Source organism: Propionispora hippei DSM 15287, assembly GCF_900141835.1.
GTDB lineage: Bacteria > Bacillota > Negativicutes > Propionisporales > Propionisporaceae > Propionispora > Propionispora hippei.
On the sequence record NZ_FQZD01000062.1, the window covers coordinates 1 to 15,414 of the forward strand.

The 15,414-nt window shown below is 45.7% G+C and carries 13 protein-coding genes; 2 read left to right on the forward strand and 11 right to left on the reverse strand.

Annotated features, from left to right (window positions below; all coding sequences use genetic code 11):
- Nucleotides 1-156: 156 nt before the first annotated feature.
- The 4 genes from F3H20_RS19150 to F3H20_RS19165 form a co-directional block, all read right to left on the reverse strand.
- Nucleotides 157-558 carry a secondary thiamine-phosphate synthase enzyme YjbQ gene (locus tag F3H20_RS19150; protein WP_149736454.1) on the reverse strand — a complete coding sequence of 134 codons (402 nt, stop codon included), beginning with the start codon at nucleotides 556-558 and terminating at the stop codon, nucleotides 157-159.
- Nucleotides 559-571: 13 nt separating this feature from the next.
- Nucleotides 572-1,738 carry an MFS transporter gene (locus tag F3H20_RS19155; RefSeq protein WP_149736455.1) on the reverse strand — a complete coding sequence of 389 codons (1,167 nt, stop codon included), beginning with the start codon at nucleotides 1,736-1,738 and terminating at the stop codon, nucleotides 572-574.
- A 200-nt stretch (nucleotides 1,739-1,938) separates the two neighbouring features.
- On the reverse strand, nucleotides 1,939-3,072 hold the full coding sequence (locus F3H20_RS19160; RefSeq protein ID WP_149736456.1) for a M20/M25/M40 family metallo-hydrolase: 1,134 nt from the start codon (nucleotides 3,070-3,072) through the stop codon (nucleotides 1,939-1,941).
- Between the two features lie 121 nt (nucleotides 3,073-3,193).
- Complete coding sequence (locus tag F3H20_RS19165) at nucleotides 3,194-4,540, reverse strand: MATE family efflux transporter (protein ID WP_149736457.1); 1,347 nt, start codon at nucleotides 4,538-4,540, stop codon at nucleotides 3,194-3,196.
- A 212-nt stretch (nucleotides 4,541-4,752) separates the two neighbouring features.
- Between F3H20_RS19165 and F3H20_RS19170 the strand changes: the two genes are divergently transcribed.
- On the forward strand, nucleotides 4,753-4,986 hold the full coding sequence (locus tag F3H20_RS19170; protein WP_091751715.1) for a polya polymerase: 234 nt from the start codon (nucleotides 4,753-4,755) through the stop codon (nucleotides 4,984-4,986).
- Nucleotides 4,987-5,102: 116 nt separating this feature from the next.
- On the opposite strand, the gene nifJ is transcribed toward F3H20_RS19170, so the two are convergent.
- The 5 genes from nifJ to F3H20_RS19195 form a co-directional block, all read right to left on the reverse strand.
- Nucleotides 5,103-8,609, reverse strand: a complete 3,507-nt coding sequence (gene nifJ / locus F3H20_RS19175; protein WP_149736458.1) for a pyruvate:ferredoxin (flavodoxin) oxidoreductase — start codon at nucleotides 8,607-8,609, stop codon at nucleotides 5,103-5,105.
- A gap of 389 nt (nucleotides 8,610-8,998) precedes the next feature.
- A complete protein-coding gene (locus F3H20_RS19180; RefSeq protein WP_149736459.1) occupies nucleotides 8,999-9,334 on the reverse strand; it encodes a hypothetical protein in 336 nt (111 codons plus the stop codon).
- Nucleotides 9,335-9,427: 93 nt separating this feature from the next.
- On the reverse strand, nucleotides 9,428-10,417 hold the full coding sequence (locus tag F3H20_RS19185; RefSeq protein ID WP_149736460.1) for an inorganic phosphate transporter: 990 nt from the start codon (nucleotides 10,415-10,417) through the stop codon (nucleotides 9,428-9,430).
- Nucleotides 10,410-11,039, reverse strand: coding sequence for a DUF47 domain-containing protein (locus tag F3H20_RS19190; RefSeq protein ID WP_177173690.1), 630 nt, complete (start codon nucleotides 11,037-11,039; stop codon nucleotides 10,410-10,412). Before F3H20_RS19190 ends, F3H20_RS19185 begins: the two co-directional genes overlap by 8 nt.
- Nucleotides 11,040-11,228: 189 nt before the next feature.
- Entirely contained in the window at nucleotides 11,229-12,905 is a 1,677-nt protein-coding gene (locus F3H20_RS19195) for a glutamine--tRNA ligase/YqeY domain fusion protein (RefSeq protein ID WP_149736461.1), read from the reverse strand.
- 369 nt (nucleotides 12,906-13,274) lie between these two features.
- Here F3H20_RS19195 and F3H20_RS19200 point away from each other — a divergent pair, with 369 nt between their 5' ends.
- Nucleotides 13,275-13,721, forward strand: a complete 447-nt coding sequence (locus F3H20_RS19200) for a universal stress protein (RefSeq protein ID WP_149736462.1) — start codon at nucleotides 13,275-13,277, stop codon at nucleotides 13,719-13,721.
- 58 nt (nucleotides 13,722-13,779) lie between these two features.
- On the opposite strand, the gene thiC is transcribed toward F3H20_RS19200, so the two are convergent.
- Both thiC and F3H20_RS19210 read right to left on the reverse strand, forming a co-directional pair.
- Complete coding sequence (gene thiC / locus F3H20_RS19205; RefSeq protein WP_149736463.1) at nucleotides 13,780-15,081, reverse strand: phosphomethylpyrimidine synthase ThiC; 1,302 nt, start codon at nucleotides 15,079-15,081, stop codon at nucleotides 13,780-13,782.
- A gap of 159 nt (nucleotides 15,082-15,240) precedes the next feature.
- The coding region (locus F3H20_RS19210) for a transposase (protein WP_188128424.1) at nucleotides 15,241-15,414 on the reverse strand (174 nt) is incomplete at its 5' end.

A 15,414-nucleotide genomic window follows, 5' to 3' on the forward strand; every position in this document is an offset into this window, starting at 1 on the left:
ATACTATCACATCGGCTTTTGCCTGTCAACCTGTTTTTTATTGGCTTTCTTACCATTTCCTGCCGCCGTGTTCAGCGACTTTTATATAATAGCATGCCTTGTTATTTATGTCAACAGATATTTCGACATTTTTTTATAACTATAAGCCTACTTACTTTATATAGGCTCAGCCTGCCTGATAACATGAACGCAATAGCGTCTGTTTCGTGGGCCGTCAAATTCACAGAAGTAAATTCCCTGCCATCTACCTAACACTAGCTTTCCTTTAGTAATGGCTATAATCAGCGAGCAGCCTAACAAAGAACTTTTCATATGGGCTCGTGAGTTGCCTTCATCATGCCGATAAGCCAGACTGGGTACCATATGGTCCAGAGCCTTCAGCATGTCTGTAACTACATCAGGATCAGCATTTTCATTAATGGTTACACCTGCCGTCGTATGTGGCACAAATACCTGGCATAGACCTTCCTCTACCTTACTGCGCACTACTGCCGCCACCACCTGCGAAGTAATTTCAATAAATCCTTCGTCCGGCGTATATAATTGAAACTCTTCCATAAGACCACCTTCCTTATCCGGTTTGTAGATTCGGCTTTTGGGACTTGTTAATGAACATCGTGATGCCAACAAGCAATGCGACCATACCCATGGCTCCTGCGCTTAACAGAAGATTACAGTACACCCCAAAGTATTGATTCACTGCGCTAGACAGAAGAAAACACAAGATACTCCCGACAGAGCTTATGGAAATATAAAAATTCACCAACTTAGAAGACGCCTGTTTAGATTGCATCGTACCATACGAGACCAGAGAAGCATATAGTCCGGAAAAAAACAATCCCATAAAACTTGCACCAATCATAATCAAGTATGTGTTCCTCAGCAATAAAACCGTTAGATAGGAAAAAAAGGCCAATGTCGCCGAACCTATAATATAATAGTCAACTCTAATATATCTAGTAATCAATCCGGCACTCAGTCTTCCCAATGTCATAAAGGCCCAAAACAAAGACAAAATGCCGCCGGCCTGTACAATATCCACCGCAAGAAATTCCCGCAAATACACAACAATCCAGTTAGAGAAAATCACTTCTGCCAATGCGTAGCAAACGAAAACAAAACCGATAATATACACATTAACATTCCACTTCTCTTTTGGCTCGCTGCTTGTTCTGCATTTGCCATTGTCGGTCACAAGCCTTTTAATCGGCAAAGCCAGCAGCAACAGGAAAAAAACATATGCGGCAGTCAGCAAATATAGCTGCTCCCAGGAAACATCACGTTTGAGCAACATTCCAGCAGCAATAGGCGTAACGACCGCTCCGGCACTATAAGAAAAATTTATGAAATTTAGGTGTGCTGTCCTGCTTTCATTATTATAAAATGTTATGATGACATAATTGGCAATAAACAAAAATACGCCAGTCCCAATACCACAACCGAGCATGGCCACACCAAAAGTAAATAAACTACCTCCCAAGGCAATACCCACGTAGCAAAAAATCAAGAGCACAAGCGCTGCAATCAAGACTTGATTAACCTGCAGCCGTCTGGCAAAAAAGCCTGTAAAAAATATAGCCGCCGTACTGCCTACAGACATAAAAGTAGCTAAATAACCAATCACATAGGGTTCCACTTTAAAAGTCCCGGCAATTTCCAAAAGATTAACCCCACCAATAACACCATTAATGCCAAGAAAAAAATAAGCTAAGTTAATAAGAATTAATAATTTCGCCATCCATGTCCCTCTTAAAATGACACTGAAACAACTAGCAGGCAGACGTATTTAAAGCGTGTTTTCAAACTATCTGGAACATCCCCTGACAGGGATCTTCGGACATATTCCGTTAATTTGAAAACACGCCCTAGCCTCTAGAAATAACAGCTTACTGTATAGTTTCTCTAATGAGGTATGTGTCTCTAATGAGGTATGTGTCTCTAGCGGGTTTTATTCTGTTCAGCGGCAGCTTTTATAATTGCCAGAACATATTCGCCGGCTTTATATAGATCAACCTCTTTTATATATTCTTCTGTAGTATGTACCTTGGACATGCCCACACCAAGTACTGCTGTCGGAATGCCATAACTGTTAAAAAAGTTGGCATCACTACCCCCGCCAGTTGCTTTAAGAACAGGTTCCAGGCCAATGCTTTCTGCCGCTTTTACTGCTAAAGCAACCACCGGGCTGCTATCTTCCAGCACAAAGGAGCCATAAGCGGTTTCAACGGCAACCTCTGCCCAGCAGCCATTTTCCTTCGCCGTTTCCTCAAATACCACTTTCATATGCTCAGTCTGTGCCGCCAGCTTATCCATATTCCGGCTTCTTGCCTCACAGGCCAGTTCTACTTTATCCGGAACGATATTAGTAGCCTGCCCGCCTTTAATTACACCAATATTGGCAGTTGTCTCTTCATCAATACGGCCTTGTTTAATCCTGGCCAATGCTTTGCCTGCCACTACGATAGCGTTTATTCCCTCTTCCGGCGCAACACCGGCATGAGCCGTTTTGCCGCGAACCACAACATTAATCTGGTTTTGACCCGGCGCCTTAGTAATAATCTCGCCCGGCGATCCACTCGAATCAAGCGCGTAGCCGAAATCAGCCTTAAGCTTTGACTGCTCCACGTGCTTAGAACCGTCCAGCCCGGCCTCTTCCGATACAGTAAAGACAATCTGAATATCGCCATGAGGAAGTCCTTTTTCTGTTATAACACGCAAAGCCTCCATGATGGCAACAACTCCGGCCTTATCATCGGAACCCAAAATGGTATTGCCGGCCGAACGAATAATCCCCTTATCAATTACCGGCTCAATGCCACTGCAGGGTTCAACACAATCCATATGGGCCGTAAACAGCACAGTTGGCGCTCCAGGCACATTCCCCGCCAAACGACCTATCAAATTGCCGGTATTGCCTGCAATCACCTTCCCCGCCTGATCCTCCTCAACTTTTAAGCCAAGTTTCTCCAGTCGGGAAAACAATAAGTCAGCCACCTTACGTTCATCACGGGATGGACAGGATATCTTTACCAGCTCAAAAAATTCCGATAACATACGTTCACATTTTATCAAGGAAATCCCTCCTAATACAAGTTTAGACGGCCCAGTGTATTAGCTTTCAGTCAGAGAGCGCATTTAAGTCTTACTAACAGCATAGTACAATAACCCCTGCCCTGCAAGTCTTAGTACTATTTTATAGTGTCTCCGACTGCCTGAGCGTGCGAATTTCTTTCAATAAAAAATAACCGGTTAGCAAAAACGAACCCAGATCAGCCACCGGTGCAGCGGCCCAAGCCCCATTCAACCCGAATAAAGGCGGTAACAGCAAGAGCATCGGGATAAGTATAATCACCTGACGGGACATACTAAAAAAAATAGCATATTGGGCCTTGCCCACCGCCTGAAAGTAATTGGCGCCGATCACCTGAAAACCGATAACCGGAAGCAGCAGCAAAAACAGGCGAAGCCCCTTGGCACCAATGGCAATGAACTCCCCATTCTGGTTAAACACGCCGACAATGCTTTCACTAAAAAATTGTACTACCAGGAATCCTGCCAGCGATAACGCGGAAGCAGCATAACTTGCTCTGCGGACTGCTTCAATGACCCGGGTATAGTTTCTCGCGCCATAATTATAGCCAATAATCGGCTGTACACCCTGACTGATTCCAAAAATCGGCATTAACATCAGCATTCCTATCCGGGTGATCACCCCAATGCAAGCAACGGCAATTTCTCCGCCATACAACAAGAGGCTATGATTAAACAGTACATTGACAACACTGGCGGCGATTTGCATCAAAAAGGGAGATGCGCCGGTTTTTATAATCTGAAAAACAACGGTAAAATCCAAGGCCATACACTGGATTTTTAGCCGCAAATAACTCTTTTTCCTGAGGAAATGCAGTATAATCCATACGGCAGCTACCATTTGCGCAATCACTGTGGCAAGCGCAGAGCCGGCGATTCCCAATTGAAAGTAAAAAATAAATAACGGATTTAAAACAACATTGATGCCGGCAGAAATAAGCATAGTAGCCATGGCGATTTTCGGATCACCCTGGGCCCGTACAATACTATTCAAACCGAATCCGACGTACATAAACAAGCTGCCCCAGAGCATGACCTTGATAAAAGCTCTTGCATAAGGCAATATATTGGGTTCAGCACCAAGCAACTGTAAAACAGGGTCTAAAAAAGGCAGTATCATGGCGCTGAGAACAATACCGCACAAAACCGACAGAGTAAACGCATTACCTAAAATTTTTTCGGCATCCTCTTTTCGCCCTTCTCCCATCCGGATAGATACCAGAGAACCGGCCCCTACCCCGATCAGCATGCCAAAGCCCATTAAGATAATCATAACCGGAAAAGCAATGGCTACCGCTGCCAGGGCAAATTCGCCGACCCCGTTTCCTACAAAAATACTGTCCACAATATTATATAGAGCATTGACAACCATGCCGATCATGGCAGGGACAGAATACCGCCACAATAATTTATCTACTCGTTCCTGGCCTAATGCAGCCGAACCTTCCATACAACCTCCTGCAAATCCTAGTCTTCTTATTCTCTCCCGGTCTTTCCGATCCGATGCAGCAAGCAAAACTGCAGTTTAACCATTATACCACTTTTCCTGATCATGGCAAAATATCTATGCACAAAAAATCAGTTTCTCATGTTCAGACTTAAAAATACATGGTAAAATGTAGAAAACAGAATACAAATCATATCATATTAAGGAGGCTTCTGATGAAAATAACGAACATAACCGATGTCAAGCGTTTCTTTGAGGTCCTGGATCAATGCAAAGGGCGGGTGGAACTGGTTACCAATGAAGGGGACCGCTTAAACCTGAAATCAAAATTGTCACAGTATGTTGCTTTATCAAACCTCTTTAGCGAAGCAAAAATCGACGAAATGGAAATCATTGCGTCCGAACCGGAAGATGTCAGCTTATTATTACAATATTTAATCAGAGGTTAATAGCAGTAATTGTTTGGGTATTCCTTACTCCAACAATATAAACAAAAAGAGATGCGCCTGAGCCGCAATTGCGGTCCAGGCGCATTCTTTTTTGTTCTTATACTCTTTTTTACAAACTAATTTTGTGCCAGCCGTTTATAAGTGGCCAGACGCTCTTTTGCATCTGCTTCCGTCTTCTTAAACAGTATTTCGGCAGTTTCCGGATTCTGTTTTTGTAAGGACGCATAACGAACTTCGCTTAACAAAAACTCTTTAAAATCGGCCGTTGGTTCCTTGGAGTCTAGCACAAACGGATTTTTTTCAGCCTCTTTTAGCTGAGGATTATACCTGTACATAGCCCAGTAACCGCACTCAACCGCTTTCTTCGCTTCTACCTGGCTATAGCCCATACCGCCCTTAATTCCATGGCTGATGCAAGGTGCATAAGCAATAATCAAGGAAGGACCCGGATACGCTTCTGCTTCGGCAATCGCCTTTAAGGTCTGATTCTTATCAGCACCCATGGAAATCTGAGCAACGTATACATAACCATAGCTCATGGCCATCATGCCCAAGTCCTTTTTCTTAACCTGTTTACCGCCGGCAGCAAATTTAGCGATTGCCGCAGTCGGTGTGGATTTGGATGATTGACCGCCCGTATTGGAGTATATTTCCGTGTCAAAAACCAGCACGTTTACATCTTCACCGGACGCCAGCACATGATCCAGGCCGCCAAACCCAATATCGTAAGCCCAGCCGTCGCCGCCAAAAATCCACTGTGAACGTTTAGCCAGGAAGTCTCTGTTTTTATAGATTTCCTGTAAAACCGAAGCCTTGTCTTTTTCTGCCTCCAACAAAGCAATCACTTTATCCGCACGATCACGGGTGCCTGCTCCATTATCTATATTTTCCAGCCAATCTTCCAAAGCGGCTTTCAACTCCGAACCGGCAACTGCCAACGCAGCCTGTACATCAGCAGCTAGCTTCTGACGAACCTGGGAAACCCCTAAATGCATCCCTAAACCATATTCGGCATTATCCTCGAACAAGGAGTTTGCCCAAGCCGGTCCCTGGCCTTTATGATTGGTAGTGTACGGAATGGACGGTGCACTGGCTCCCCAGATGGACGAGCAGCCGGTGGCATTGGCAATCATCATGCGATCACCAAACAATTGCGTAACCAGTTTGGCGTACGGCGTTTCACCGCAGCCGGCGCAGGCACCGGAGAATTCGAGCAGCGGCTGTTCAAACTGGCTGCCTTTAACGGTATTCTTATTCATCGGATTAGCCTTCGGCGACAGAGACATGGCATATTCCCACAGGTCGATCTGGGCATGCTGTGTTTCCAGCGGTTTCATAATCAAGGCTTTTTCCTTGGCCGGACAAATGTTGGCGCAGTTGCCGCAACCGGTGCAGTCAAGCGGCGCCACCGCAATGCGGTAGGACAAATCCTTAGCGCCGGCAGCCGGTTTGGAGGTAAAGCCTTCCGGTGCAGCGGCCTGTTCTTCAGAATTAATCAATACCGGCCGAATGGTCGCATGCGGACAAACAAACGCACATTGGTTACATTGAATGCATTTGTCAATTTGCCATTCAGGAATGTTTACGGCAATGCCACGTTTTTCATACGCTGCCGTACCTAGCGGGAAGGTGCCGTCTTCCATGCCTAGAAAGGCGCTTACCGGTAGTTTATCGCCTTCCTGGCGATTCATCGGTACTAAAATGTCTTTGATGAAGGCGGGAACTTCTTTTTGTTCAGCAGCCACATCTTTCGCCGTTTTCCAGGACTCGGGAACTTCAATCTTCACAATGGCATCAACACCCTGGTCAATGGCGGCATTATTCATGTCGACAACTTTCTGACCTTTGTTGCCGTAGGACTTAACAACCGCATCTTTCAAATACTTGACGGCGTCTTCCAAAGGAATGATATTGGCAATCTTGAAGAAAGCTGCTTGCATGATCATATTGATACGGCCGCCCAGACCCAATTGCTGCGCAATGTCCACAGCATCTATGGTATAGAACTGAATATTGTTGTTGGCAATATAGCGTTTCATGGCTCCCGGCAGCTTTTCATCCAGTTCGTCTTTATTCCAAATACAGTTCAACAGGAAATTGCCGTTTTTCTTCAAGCCCTCCAGTACATCATATTTATCCACATAAGATTGGTTGTGGCAGGCAACAAAATCAGCCTTATTAATCAAATAGGGCGATTTTATCTGTTTGTCGCCAAACCGCAGATGAGATACGGTGATACCGCCTGATTTTTTCGAGTCATAAGCAAAATACCCCTGGGCATACATTTTGGTATGGTCACCAATAATTTTGATTGCGCTCTTGTTGGCGCCAACCGTTCCATCGGAACCCAGTCCCCAGAATTTACATGCCTTAGTCCCTTCCGGTGTCGTGTCGAGATCGTACTCAGGCAAAGCCAGTGAAGTGAAAGTAACATCATCCACTATACTCATGGTAAAGCCATCTTTCGGCTGTTCCAGCTTCAGATTATCATACACCGCCACAATATGCGCGGGAACTACGTCTTTGGAACCCAGGCCGTACCGTCCTCCGACGATAACCGGCTGCCATTCTTTGCCGTAAAAAGCGCTCTTTACATCCAAATACAACGGCTCAGCCAGCGAGCCCGGTTCTTTGGTCCGGTCCAGTACGGCAATCTTTTTCACCGTCTGCGGGATATATTTGAAGAAATGCTCCAGCGAGAAAGGACGGTAAAGATGCACGTTTAACAGACCGACCTTTTCCCCTTTTTGGTTCAGATAATCAACAGTTTCCTCAATGGCTTCACACACCGAGCCCATCGCTACAATCAGACGTTCCGCATCGGGCGCACCATAATAGTTGAACAAGTGGTAATTTCGTCCGGTCAGTTTATTAATCTGTTCCATATAATCTTCTACAAGTGCAGGAATTTGCTCATAATACTTGTTGACAACTTCGCGTTCCTGGAAATAAATATCCGGATTCTGCGCCGTTCCTCTTACTACCGGATGGTCAGGATTCAACGCATTGCGCCGGAAAGCTTCCAAAGCATCCTTGTCCAGCATTTTTTCCAGTTCATCGTATTCCAGCACTTCAATTTTTTGAATTTCATGGGAAGTTCTGAAACCGTCAAAAAAGCTGACAAAAGGGATTTTTCCCTTGATAGCTGCCAGATGGGCAATTGGCGACAAATCCATAACTTCCTGAACACTGCTTTCTGCCAGCAGGGCAAAACCGGTTTGACGGGCAGCCATAACATCCTGATGGTCACCAAAAATATTCAAGGAATTGGCGGCAAGAGCACGGGCGCTTACATGAAAAACGCCGGGCAGCAGCTCACCTGCTATTTTATACATATTAGGAATCATCAGCAATAATCCCTGAGAAGCCGTATATGTAGTCGTCAGCGCCCCGGCTTGCAATGAACCATGCATCGCCCCGGCGGCACCGGCTTCAGACTGCATTTCCACTACGCGCACAGGTTGTCCAAAAATATTTTTCTTGCCCTGCGCCACCCATTCATCCACATGCTCCGCCATCGGCGATGAAGGTGTGATGGGATAGATAGCCGCCACTTCCGTAAAGGCATACGAAACATAGGCAGCCGCGGTGTTTCCATCCATTGTTTTCATTTTTCTAGCCATAAATCAATCCCCTCTCTATAGTGCAATTTTGCATAACGAATAATAATACATTAATATGCATATTTATTCTCGCATATCGCATTGAGCAACGCTTGCCGCTGCACAGCAAAAAAGCCACGACTTTATGGTAGGTAATACACATTATTAATATACACCTTTACCATATACATGTAAAGAAGAAATATCATTACGGGCGGTTAACGGCGTTTTTGCTGCATTTTCCACAATTTATTGAATATTTCAACGACTGACACAGTTGTCTGCACTATTTTAGCATTTGTGAATATTTTCCCACGTTCCCATTCGCCATTATCACGGCAGAATAAATCCAGCGCTTTTCTCTTAGGGTGTCCCAGTATGTAATAATTATTCAATATTGTACACAAATATCAACTTGGCTGCTTACCGGTTTGCTTTTTTTCTTTAACCGGAACAGCCTGAATAATGACCCGTTCATTATCACGTGAAACCTTTAACGTAAAATCAACTGTCCCCTTTTTATATAACTCCAGTTTTAAATCCAGCAGGGCCTTACCGATTTTCTCTTCCAGCTCCGGTGTCAAAAAGGAGGAAAGAAAGCTTTTGGTCTCCGGCTTGTCCTTCGCCCTGGTCGGTGTCTGCACCCTGTCCGGGTCCTCCTTATATACATCCGACTCAAAAGAAATCGCTTCTTTCCATCCCACCAGCATATCGGCATCACTGAGATTTTTCTTTATTTTAGACATCAGGCGCCATCCTCTCCATAATTTAGTGAAGCAGCACCGCCTGCGGCGGTACTGCTTCATTTATCTTCTACTATATATTATTATAGAACATACTTAAAAAATATGTAACAGTTTATAAACAACAGCACTGGTAATACCGCTTAGCGGAATGGTCAGAAACCAGGCATATACCATTTGCTGCGCCACACTCCAGTGCACAGCCTTGACCCGTTTGGCCGAACCCACACCCATAATTGAACCGGACACCACATGGGTGGTGCTTACTGGCAAATGCAAAAAAGTAGCGGAAAAGATAACCAAGGATGAGTTCAGATCGGCAGCAAAACCATTAATCGGTTCCATCTTAAAAATTTTAGTGCCCATAGTTTTTATGATCTTCCAGCCACCGGCTGCCGTCCCTAGTGCCATAGCCGTAGCACAAACCAGTTTAACCCAGGTTGGAACCTCTAACGTGGGAATCTGGCCGGCACTTAAGAGCGCCAACGTAATAATGCCCATGGCCTTTTGTGCGTCATTGGAACCATGGGAAAAGGCCATTAAACTAGCCGACAGGAGCTGCATTCGCTTAAAGCCCGAATTTAACGCCATCGGTGCAAACCGCCCGAAGACCCATAACAGGATGATCATAATAATATAGCCGGAAATCAAGGCCAACACAGGCGAAAGAATGAGGGATAATATGATTTTTTCAATACCGGCCGTGTTAAGAGCATCCCAGCCGGAACCAACGATAACCGATCCCATGACACCGCCGATCAAAGCATGGGACGAACTACTCGGAATGCCGTACCACCAGGTAAGCAGATTCCAGGCAATGGCTCCCACCAAGGCAGAAATAATCACTTCCTGGCTTACCAGCGACGCTGCCCTTACGATATCGCCGCCAATCGTTTTGGCAACACCGGTACTTAAGAGCGCCCCTAGAAAATTAAGCGAGGCAGCCAGCAAGATAGCGTACTGAGGCTTAATTGCCCTGGTCGACACAGAAGTGGCAATCGCATTGGCCGTATCATGAAAGCCGTTGATATAATCAAAGGCAACCGCCAGAAAAACGACAATATATAAAAGAATAAAATCAGGCATATTTCAGCACTACTCTCTTTAGGGCATCAGCAATATCTTCCGAAAGGTCCAGCATATCTTCCAGATTGGCCAGAATCTCTTTCCACTTGATGATTTCAATTGGGTCCTGACAATCTCTGAACAATTTGCCCATTTCCTCACGGTACAGCCGGTCGCCTTCAGCCTCCAGCTCCATAATGCGACTACAGCGCGCCTCAATTTTAATATGGGACTTCTTTAAATCGCTCAAATAGCTGACCGCTTTTTCAATCTGTTTGGAAGCCTTCACAACCAGCTCGCTAAGTTCCTGGACACCGGGAGTAGCGGTACCAACATTATAAAGGTGCATTCTTTCAATAATCCCTTTGATTCCGTCGATCACATCATCAAGTTTCTGCACCAGCGTAAAAATATCTTCCCGGTCAAAGGGGGTGATAAAAGTCTTCTGCAACCGTTCACCGACCTTGGCTACAATTTCATCGGCATTTTTTTCCACCGAATCAATCAGCCCCATCAATTCAACTAATTTATCTTTCTCATGCATCGCCAAAGCAAGAATCTCTGCCGACTTTTGAACCAATACAGCTTGTTCAGATAATAATTGGAAAAACTTTTCTTCTTTGGGTTTCAATCTAAATCCCACGTAAATTCCTCCTGATATACGTCTTCGAACCCTATTGATTATATCATAAGTCGGTAGTTGTTAAAACAATAAATAATTTTTTTATCGTATTTTGCGGAAATTTGGCAGAATTCGATCCGCCTGTATTTTAACCGATAAACCGGTCTTCTTATAAGAAACAGCCGGATAACTTGCCTCCGGCTGCTCTATTTATCCATTGCTTTTATTCTGGTTTTTCGCCCAGGAATCACGCAAACCCACAATGCGGTTAAAAATAAGTTTGCTGCGAGTAGAGTCCAGATCAGTACAAAAATATCCTTGCCGTAAAAACTGGTATCGTGTTCCCGCTATAGTATCAAGCAAACCCGGCTCTACCTTGCAGGCGGTAAGTATTTCCAGTGAATCAGGATTAAACAGGGCTCCTTCTTCCGAGTCCGCGTCATCTTTAAATAAATAATCATAAAGATGCACTTCGGCATCGACAGCCCGGTCCGCACAAACCCAGTGCAGCGTACCTTTCACCTTACGTCCGCTGGCAATACCGCCGCTTTTGGTATCCGGATCATAAGTGCAGTGAATTTCCTTGATTTCACCGCTGATTTCATCTTTAATGACCTGTTCGCATTTGATAATGTAAGCGTGTTTTAACCGAACCTCCTGGCCAGGCGCCAACCGGAAAAACTTCTTGGGGGGATTCTCCATAAAGTCTTCTTGCTCTATATATATTACCCGGGAGAAAGGAATGCTCCGTTTACCCATATCCGGATTTTCCGGATTATTTTCCGCTTCCAATTCTTCGACCGTATTTTCCGGATAGTTTGTAATGACAAGCTTTAAGGGGCGCAGAACCGCCATTACCCGTGCCGCCCGGCTGTTTAAATCCTCCCGGATGCAATGTTCCAGTAAAGCCACGTCTACCGTACTGTTGCTCTTGGCAATGCCGATACGTTCACAAAAATCACGGATAGCCTCAGGCGTATATCCCCGCCGGCGCAGTCCGGAAATGGTCGGCATGCGGGGATCATCCCAGCCGTTTACCTGGCCTTCTTCCACCAAGGCCCGCAGATGCCGCTTGCTCATCACCGTATTGGTCAAATTCAGCCGGGCAAATTCAATTTGCTGCGGCCGGTCTTCAATTTCAAGCGCCTCCAGAACCCAGTCATAGAGCGGACGGTGCGCTTCAAATTCCAGTGTGCAAATGGAATGGGTAATCCCTTCTATGGCGTCGGAAATCGGGTGAGCATAATCATACATCGGGTAGATACACCAGGCATCGCCGGTACGGTGATGGTTAGCCCGCAAAATCCGGTACAATACAGGATCACGCATATTTAAGTTCGGCGAAGCCATATCGATTTTTGCTCTTAACACCCGCGAACCGTCGGCAAACTTACCTTGCTTCATACGCTCAAACAGGTCCAGGTTTTCCTCTACCGAACGGTTACGGTAAGGGCTTTCCTTTCCCGGCTCGGTCAGGGTACCGCGATATTCTCTGATGCTTTGGGCATCCAGATCACATACATAGGCTTTACCCGATTTAATGAGTTGTACGGCATATTCGTAAAGTTTAGCAAAATAATCGGAAGCATAAAACATCCGGTCATCCCAGTCAAAGCCCAGCCATTTCACGTCTTCTTTGATGGAGTCGACATATTCGACATCCTCTTTGCTGGGATTGGTATCGTCAAACCGGAGATTGCACAGTCCCTCATATTTGGCAGCCGTACCAAAATTTAAACAAATAGATTTGGCATGTCCGATGTGTAGATAGCCGTTCGGTTCCGGCGGGAAACGGGTATGAACCCTGCTGTCATGTTTGTTGTTTTTCAAATCTTCATTAATTATATCGTGAATAAAGTTAGAAGTTAATCCCGGATTGGTCGTCATATTCCTACTCCTTTGCCACTGTCTAATGGTCTGTCTACTTTGAAAGCGTAAAAGAATTCGCGGAAAAGGGCCCATGAAATCATTATGATTTTAGAGTAGACGGACCACTAGCATAATATTGTTTTGCTTTTCGCTGTAAAGCCATTATTTCCTGCATGTATGTACCATAAAGGAAATTATAGCAAATTTTTTAAGTATTAGAAAGCTATTCCTGGCGTAAATTTTGACATATACAGAAAATTACATTATTATAATAGTATAGATAAATTCTCTTTACCTTACTCGTTGCCAAGCAAGAATTTTTTTGTAAGTCAGCCGCAGCTAGTAGGTGATCCATTTAATTACATGTAAGCAAAGGGGGATTAACGAATGAACGCAGTACAATACAAAAAAATTCTGGTCCCTGTCGACGGTTCTCCCAACTCCTATAAGGCAGTCCAGCACGCCGGCTACCTGGCCGCTTGCACCGGCGCCACCGTAGGCTTGTTGCATGTTATGATTTCTTTTAAGGATTTACAGGTATATGCACCGCTGGGAACCACGTATATTCCGGAAGACTTTATGGAAAATGCCGAGGAGTTTGGCAAGCATGTCCTGGCGGAGGCGGCTCAAATGCTGCCGCCGGAAGTGCACAGCACCACCTTTCTGGAACTGGGTTCACCGGCAGAGCGGATTCCCGGCTTTGCCCAGACCCAAGGCTACGATGTCATTGTGATGGGCCGGCGTGGCCTGGGTGTACTGAAAGAGCTAGTCATGGGCAGCGTGAGCCATTATGTTTTACATCATGCCAAGTGCCCGGTTATGGTCATTAAATAAATTACACATATAAAGAGAGGCGCCCGGAGTGATTACCGCTCCGGAACGCCTCTCTTTTTTATTTAATGCACAGGTCCTCGCCATTCATCAGTTTTTTCATATTTTTCATCGGACACATCTTGCCGCACATGGTACAGGTATCTTCCGCTTCCGGTGCCGACGATTCCCGATAGCGTCTGGCTTTTTCCGGATCAATAGCCAGTTCGATCATTTTGGGGAAGTTAACATCGGCCCTGGCTGCACTCATCGCATTATCCCATTCGCGGGCACCCGGAATTCCCTTGGCGATATCCGCTGCATGAGCGGCAATCCGTGAGGCGATAATTCCTTCCTTCATATCCTCCAGATCAGGCAGTCTGAGATGCTCCGCCGGCGTGACATAGCACAAAAAGTCGGCGCCGTTAGCTGCCGCGATAGCTCCGCCGATAGCACTGGTGATATGATCATAGCCGGGCGCCACATCAGTCACCAGCGGTCCCAGCACATAGAACGGTGCGCCATGGCACAACCGCTTTTCCAGCATCATGTTGCCGGCAATTTCATTAAGCGCCATATGGCCGGGTCCTTCAATCATAACCTGAACATTTCGTTCCCAGGCCCGTTTAGTCAGCTCTCCCAGTGTAATTAACTCTTCAATCTGCGATGCGTCGGTGGCGTCCTGGATACAGCCCGGCCGGCAGGCATCGCCCAAACTGATGGTTACATCATATTGTTCGCACAGGTCCAGCAGTCTATCGTATTGCTCATAAAAAGGATTTTCCCGCTGATTGAGTTCCATCCAGGCAAACAATAGCGAACCGCCCCGGGAAACAATGTGGGTAAGCCGCTTATTTCGTTTGATACGTTCGGCCGTAGCCCGGTTTATGCCACAGTGAATGGTCATGAAGTCCACTCCATCCTGGGCATGCCGTTCGACCACCCGGAAAAACTCATCGGCGGTAATATCCTTTAATTCCTTGTCCAGCATCCCTACTGCGTCATACATGGGCACCGTACCGATCATGGCCGGCGAAAAATCAATTAATTTACGGCGAAACTCCTGTGTCTTGCCGTAACAGCTCAAATCCATAATCGCTTCCGCTTTTAAGTCAATCGCTTTTCTGGCTTTTTCCAGTTCCAGGTCAAGATCGCAGCAGTCTTTCGACACGCCCAGATTGACGTTGATTTTTGTCCGTAGTCCGGCGCCCACGCCTTCCGGGTCCAGGTTAGTGTGATGTTTATTGGCCGGTATGACGACCTTTCCTTCGGCAATTAAGTCCCGCAGCCGGGTTACTTCCATTCTTTCCTTTTGAGCCACAAGCTCCATCTGCCGGGTAATAATTCCTTGTTTGGCGGCATCCATTTGTGTTGTGTAATTCATTATGCTCCCCCTTTAAAATTATCTATAAGTCAGGACCACCCGTAAAACGGGTGGCTTGATTACGCCCTATAAGGGCAAGGTACTAGCTGAGTCTCAAGACTCACTGAAAAAGTCCGCCAACCGCATAACCTTTTCAGTCAGCCCCTAAAGGGGCTCTTTTTATGACTTTTTCACGGGCTCACCCGTAAACGGGTCTGTCAATTCCTTCAAACTTAGCTGGTCGACAATTATATCTTCTTGTAACTGCTCTCGGATATATTTTGCTATTGCCTCTTTGTTTCGTCCCACCGTATCCACAAAATATCCTTTGCACCAAAAATGCCTGTTTCCATA

Bases quoted from the DNA above. Each gene is read 5' to 3' on its own strand.
- F3H20_RS19150 (WP_149736454.1), bottom strand. From the start codon at position 558: ATGGAAGAGTTTCAATTATATACGCCGGACGAAGGATTTATTGAAATT.
- F3H20_RS19155 (WP_149736455.1), bottom strand. From the start codon at position 1,738: ATGGCGAAATTATTAATTCTTATTAACTTAGCTTATTTTTTTCTTGGC.
- F3H20_RS19165 (WP_149736457.1), bottom strand. From the start codon at position 4,540: ATGGAAGGTTCGGCTGCATTAGGCCAGGAACGAGTAGATAAATTATTG.
- F3H20_RS19170 (WP_091751715.1), top strand. From the start codon at position 4,753: ATGAAAATAACGAACATAACCGATGTCAAGCGTTTCTTTGAGGTCCTG.
- nifJ (WP_149736458.1), bottom strand. From the start codon at position 8,609: ATGGCTAGAAAAATGAAAACAATGGATGGAAACACCGCGGCTGCCTAT.
- F3H20_RS19180 (WP_149736459.1), bottom strand. From the start codon at position 9,334: ATGTCTAAAATAAAGAAAAATCTCAGTGATGCCGATATGCTGGTGGGA.
- F3H20_RS19185 (WP_149736460.1), bottom strand. From the start codon at position 10,417: ATGCCTGATTTTATTCTTTTATATATTGTCGTTTTTCTGGCGGTTGCC.
- F3H20_RS19195 (WP_149736461.1), bottom strand. From the start codon at position 12,905: ATGACGACCAATCCGGGATTAACTTCTAACTTTATTCACGATATAATT.
- F3H20_RS19200 (WP_149736462.1), top strand. From the start codon at position 13,275: ATGAACGCAGTACAATACAAAAAAATTCTGGTCCCTGTCGACGGTTCT.
- thiC (WP_149736463.1), bottom strand. From the start codon at position 15,081: ATGAATTACACAACACAAATGGATGCCGCCAAACAAGGAATTATTACC.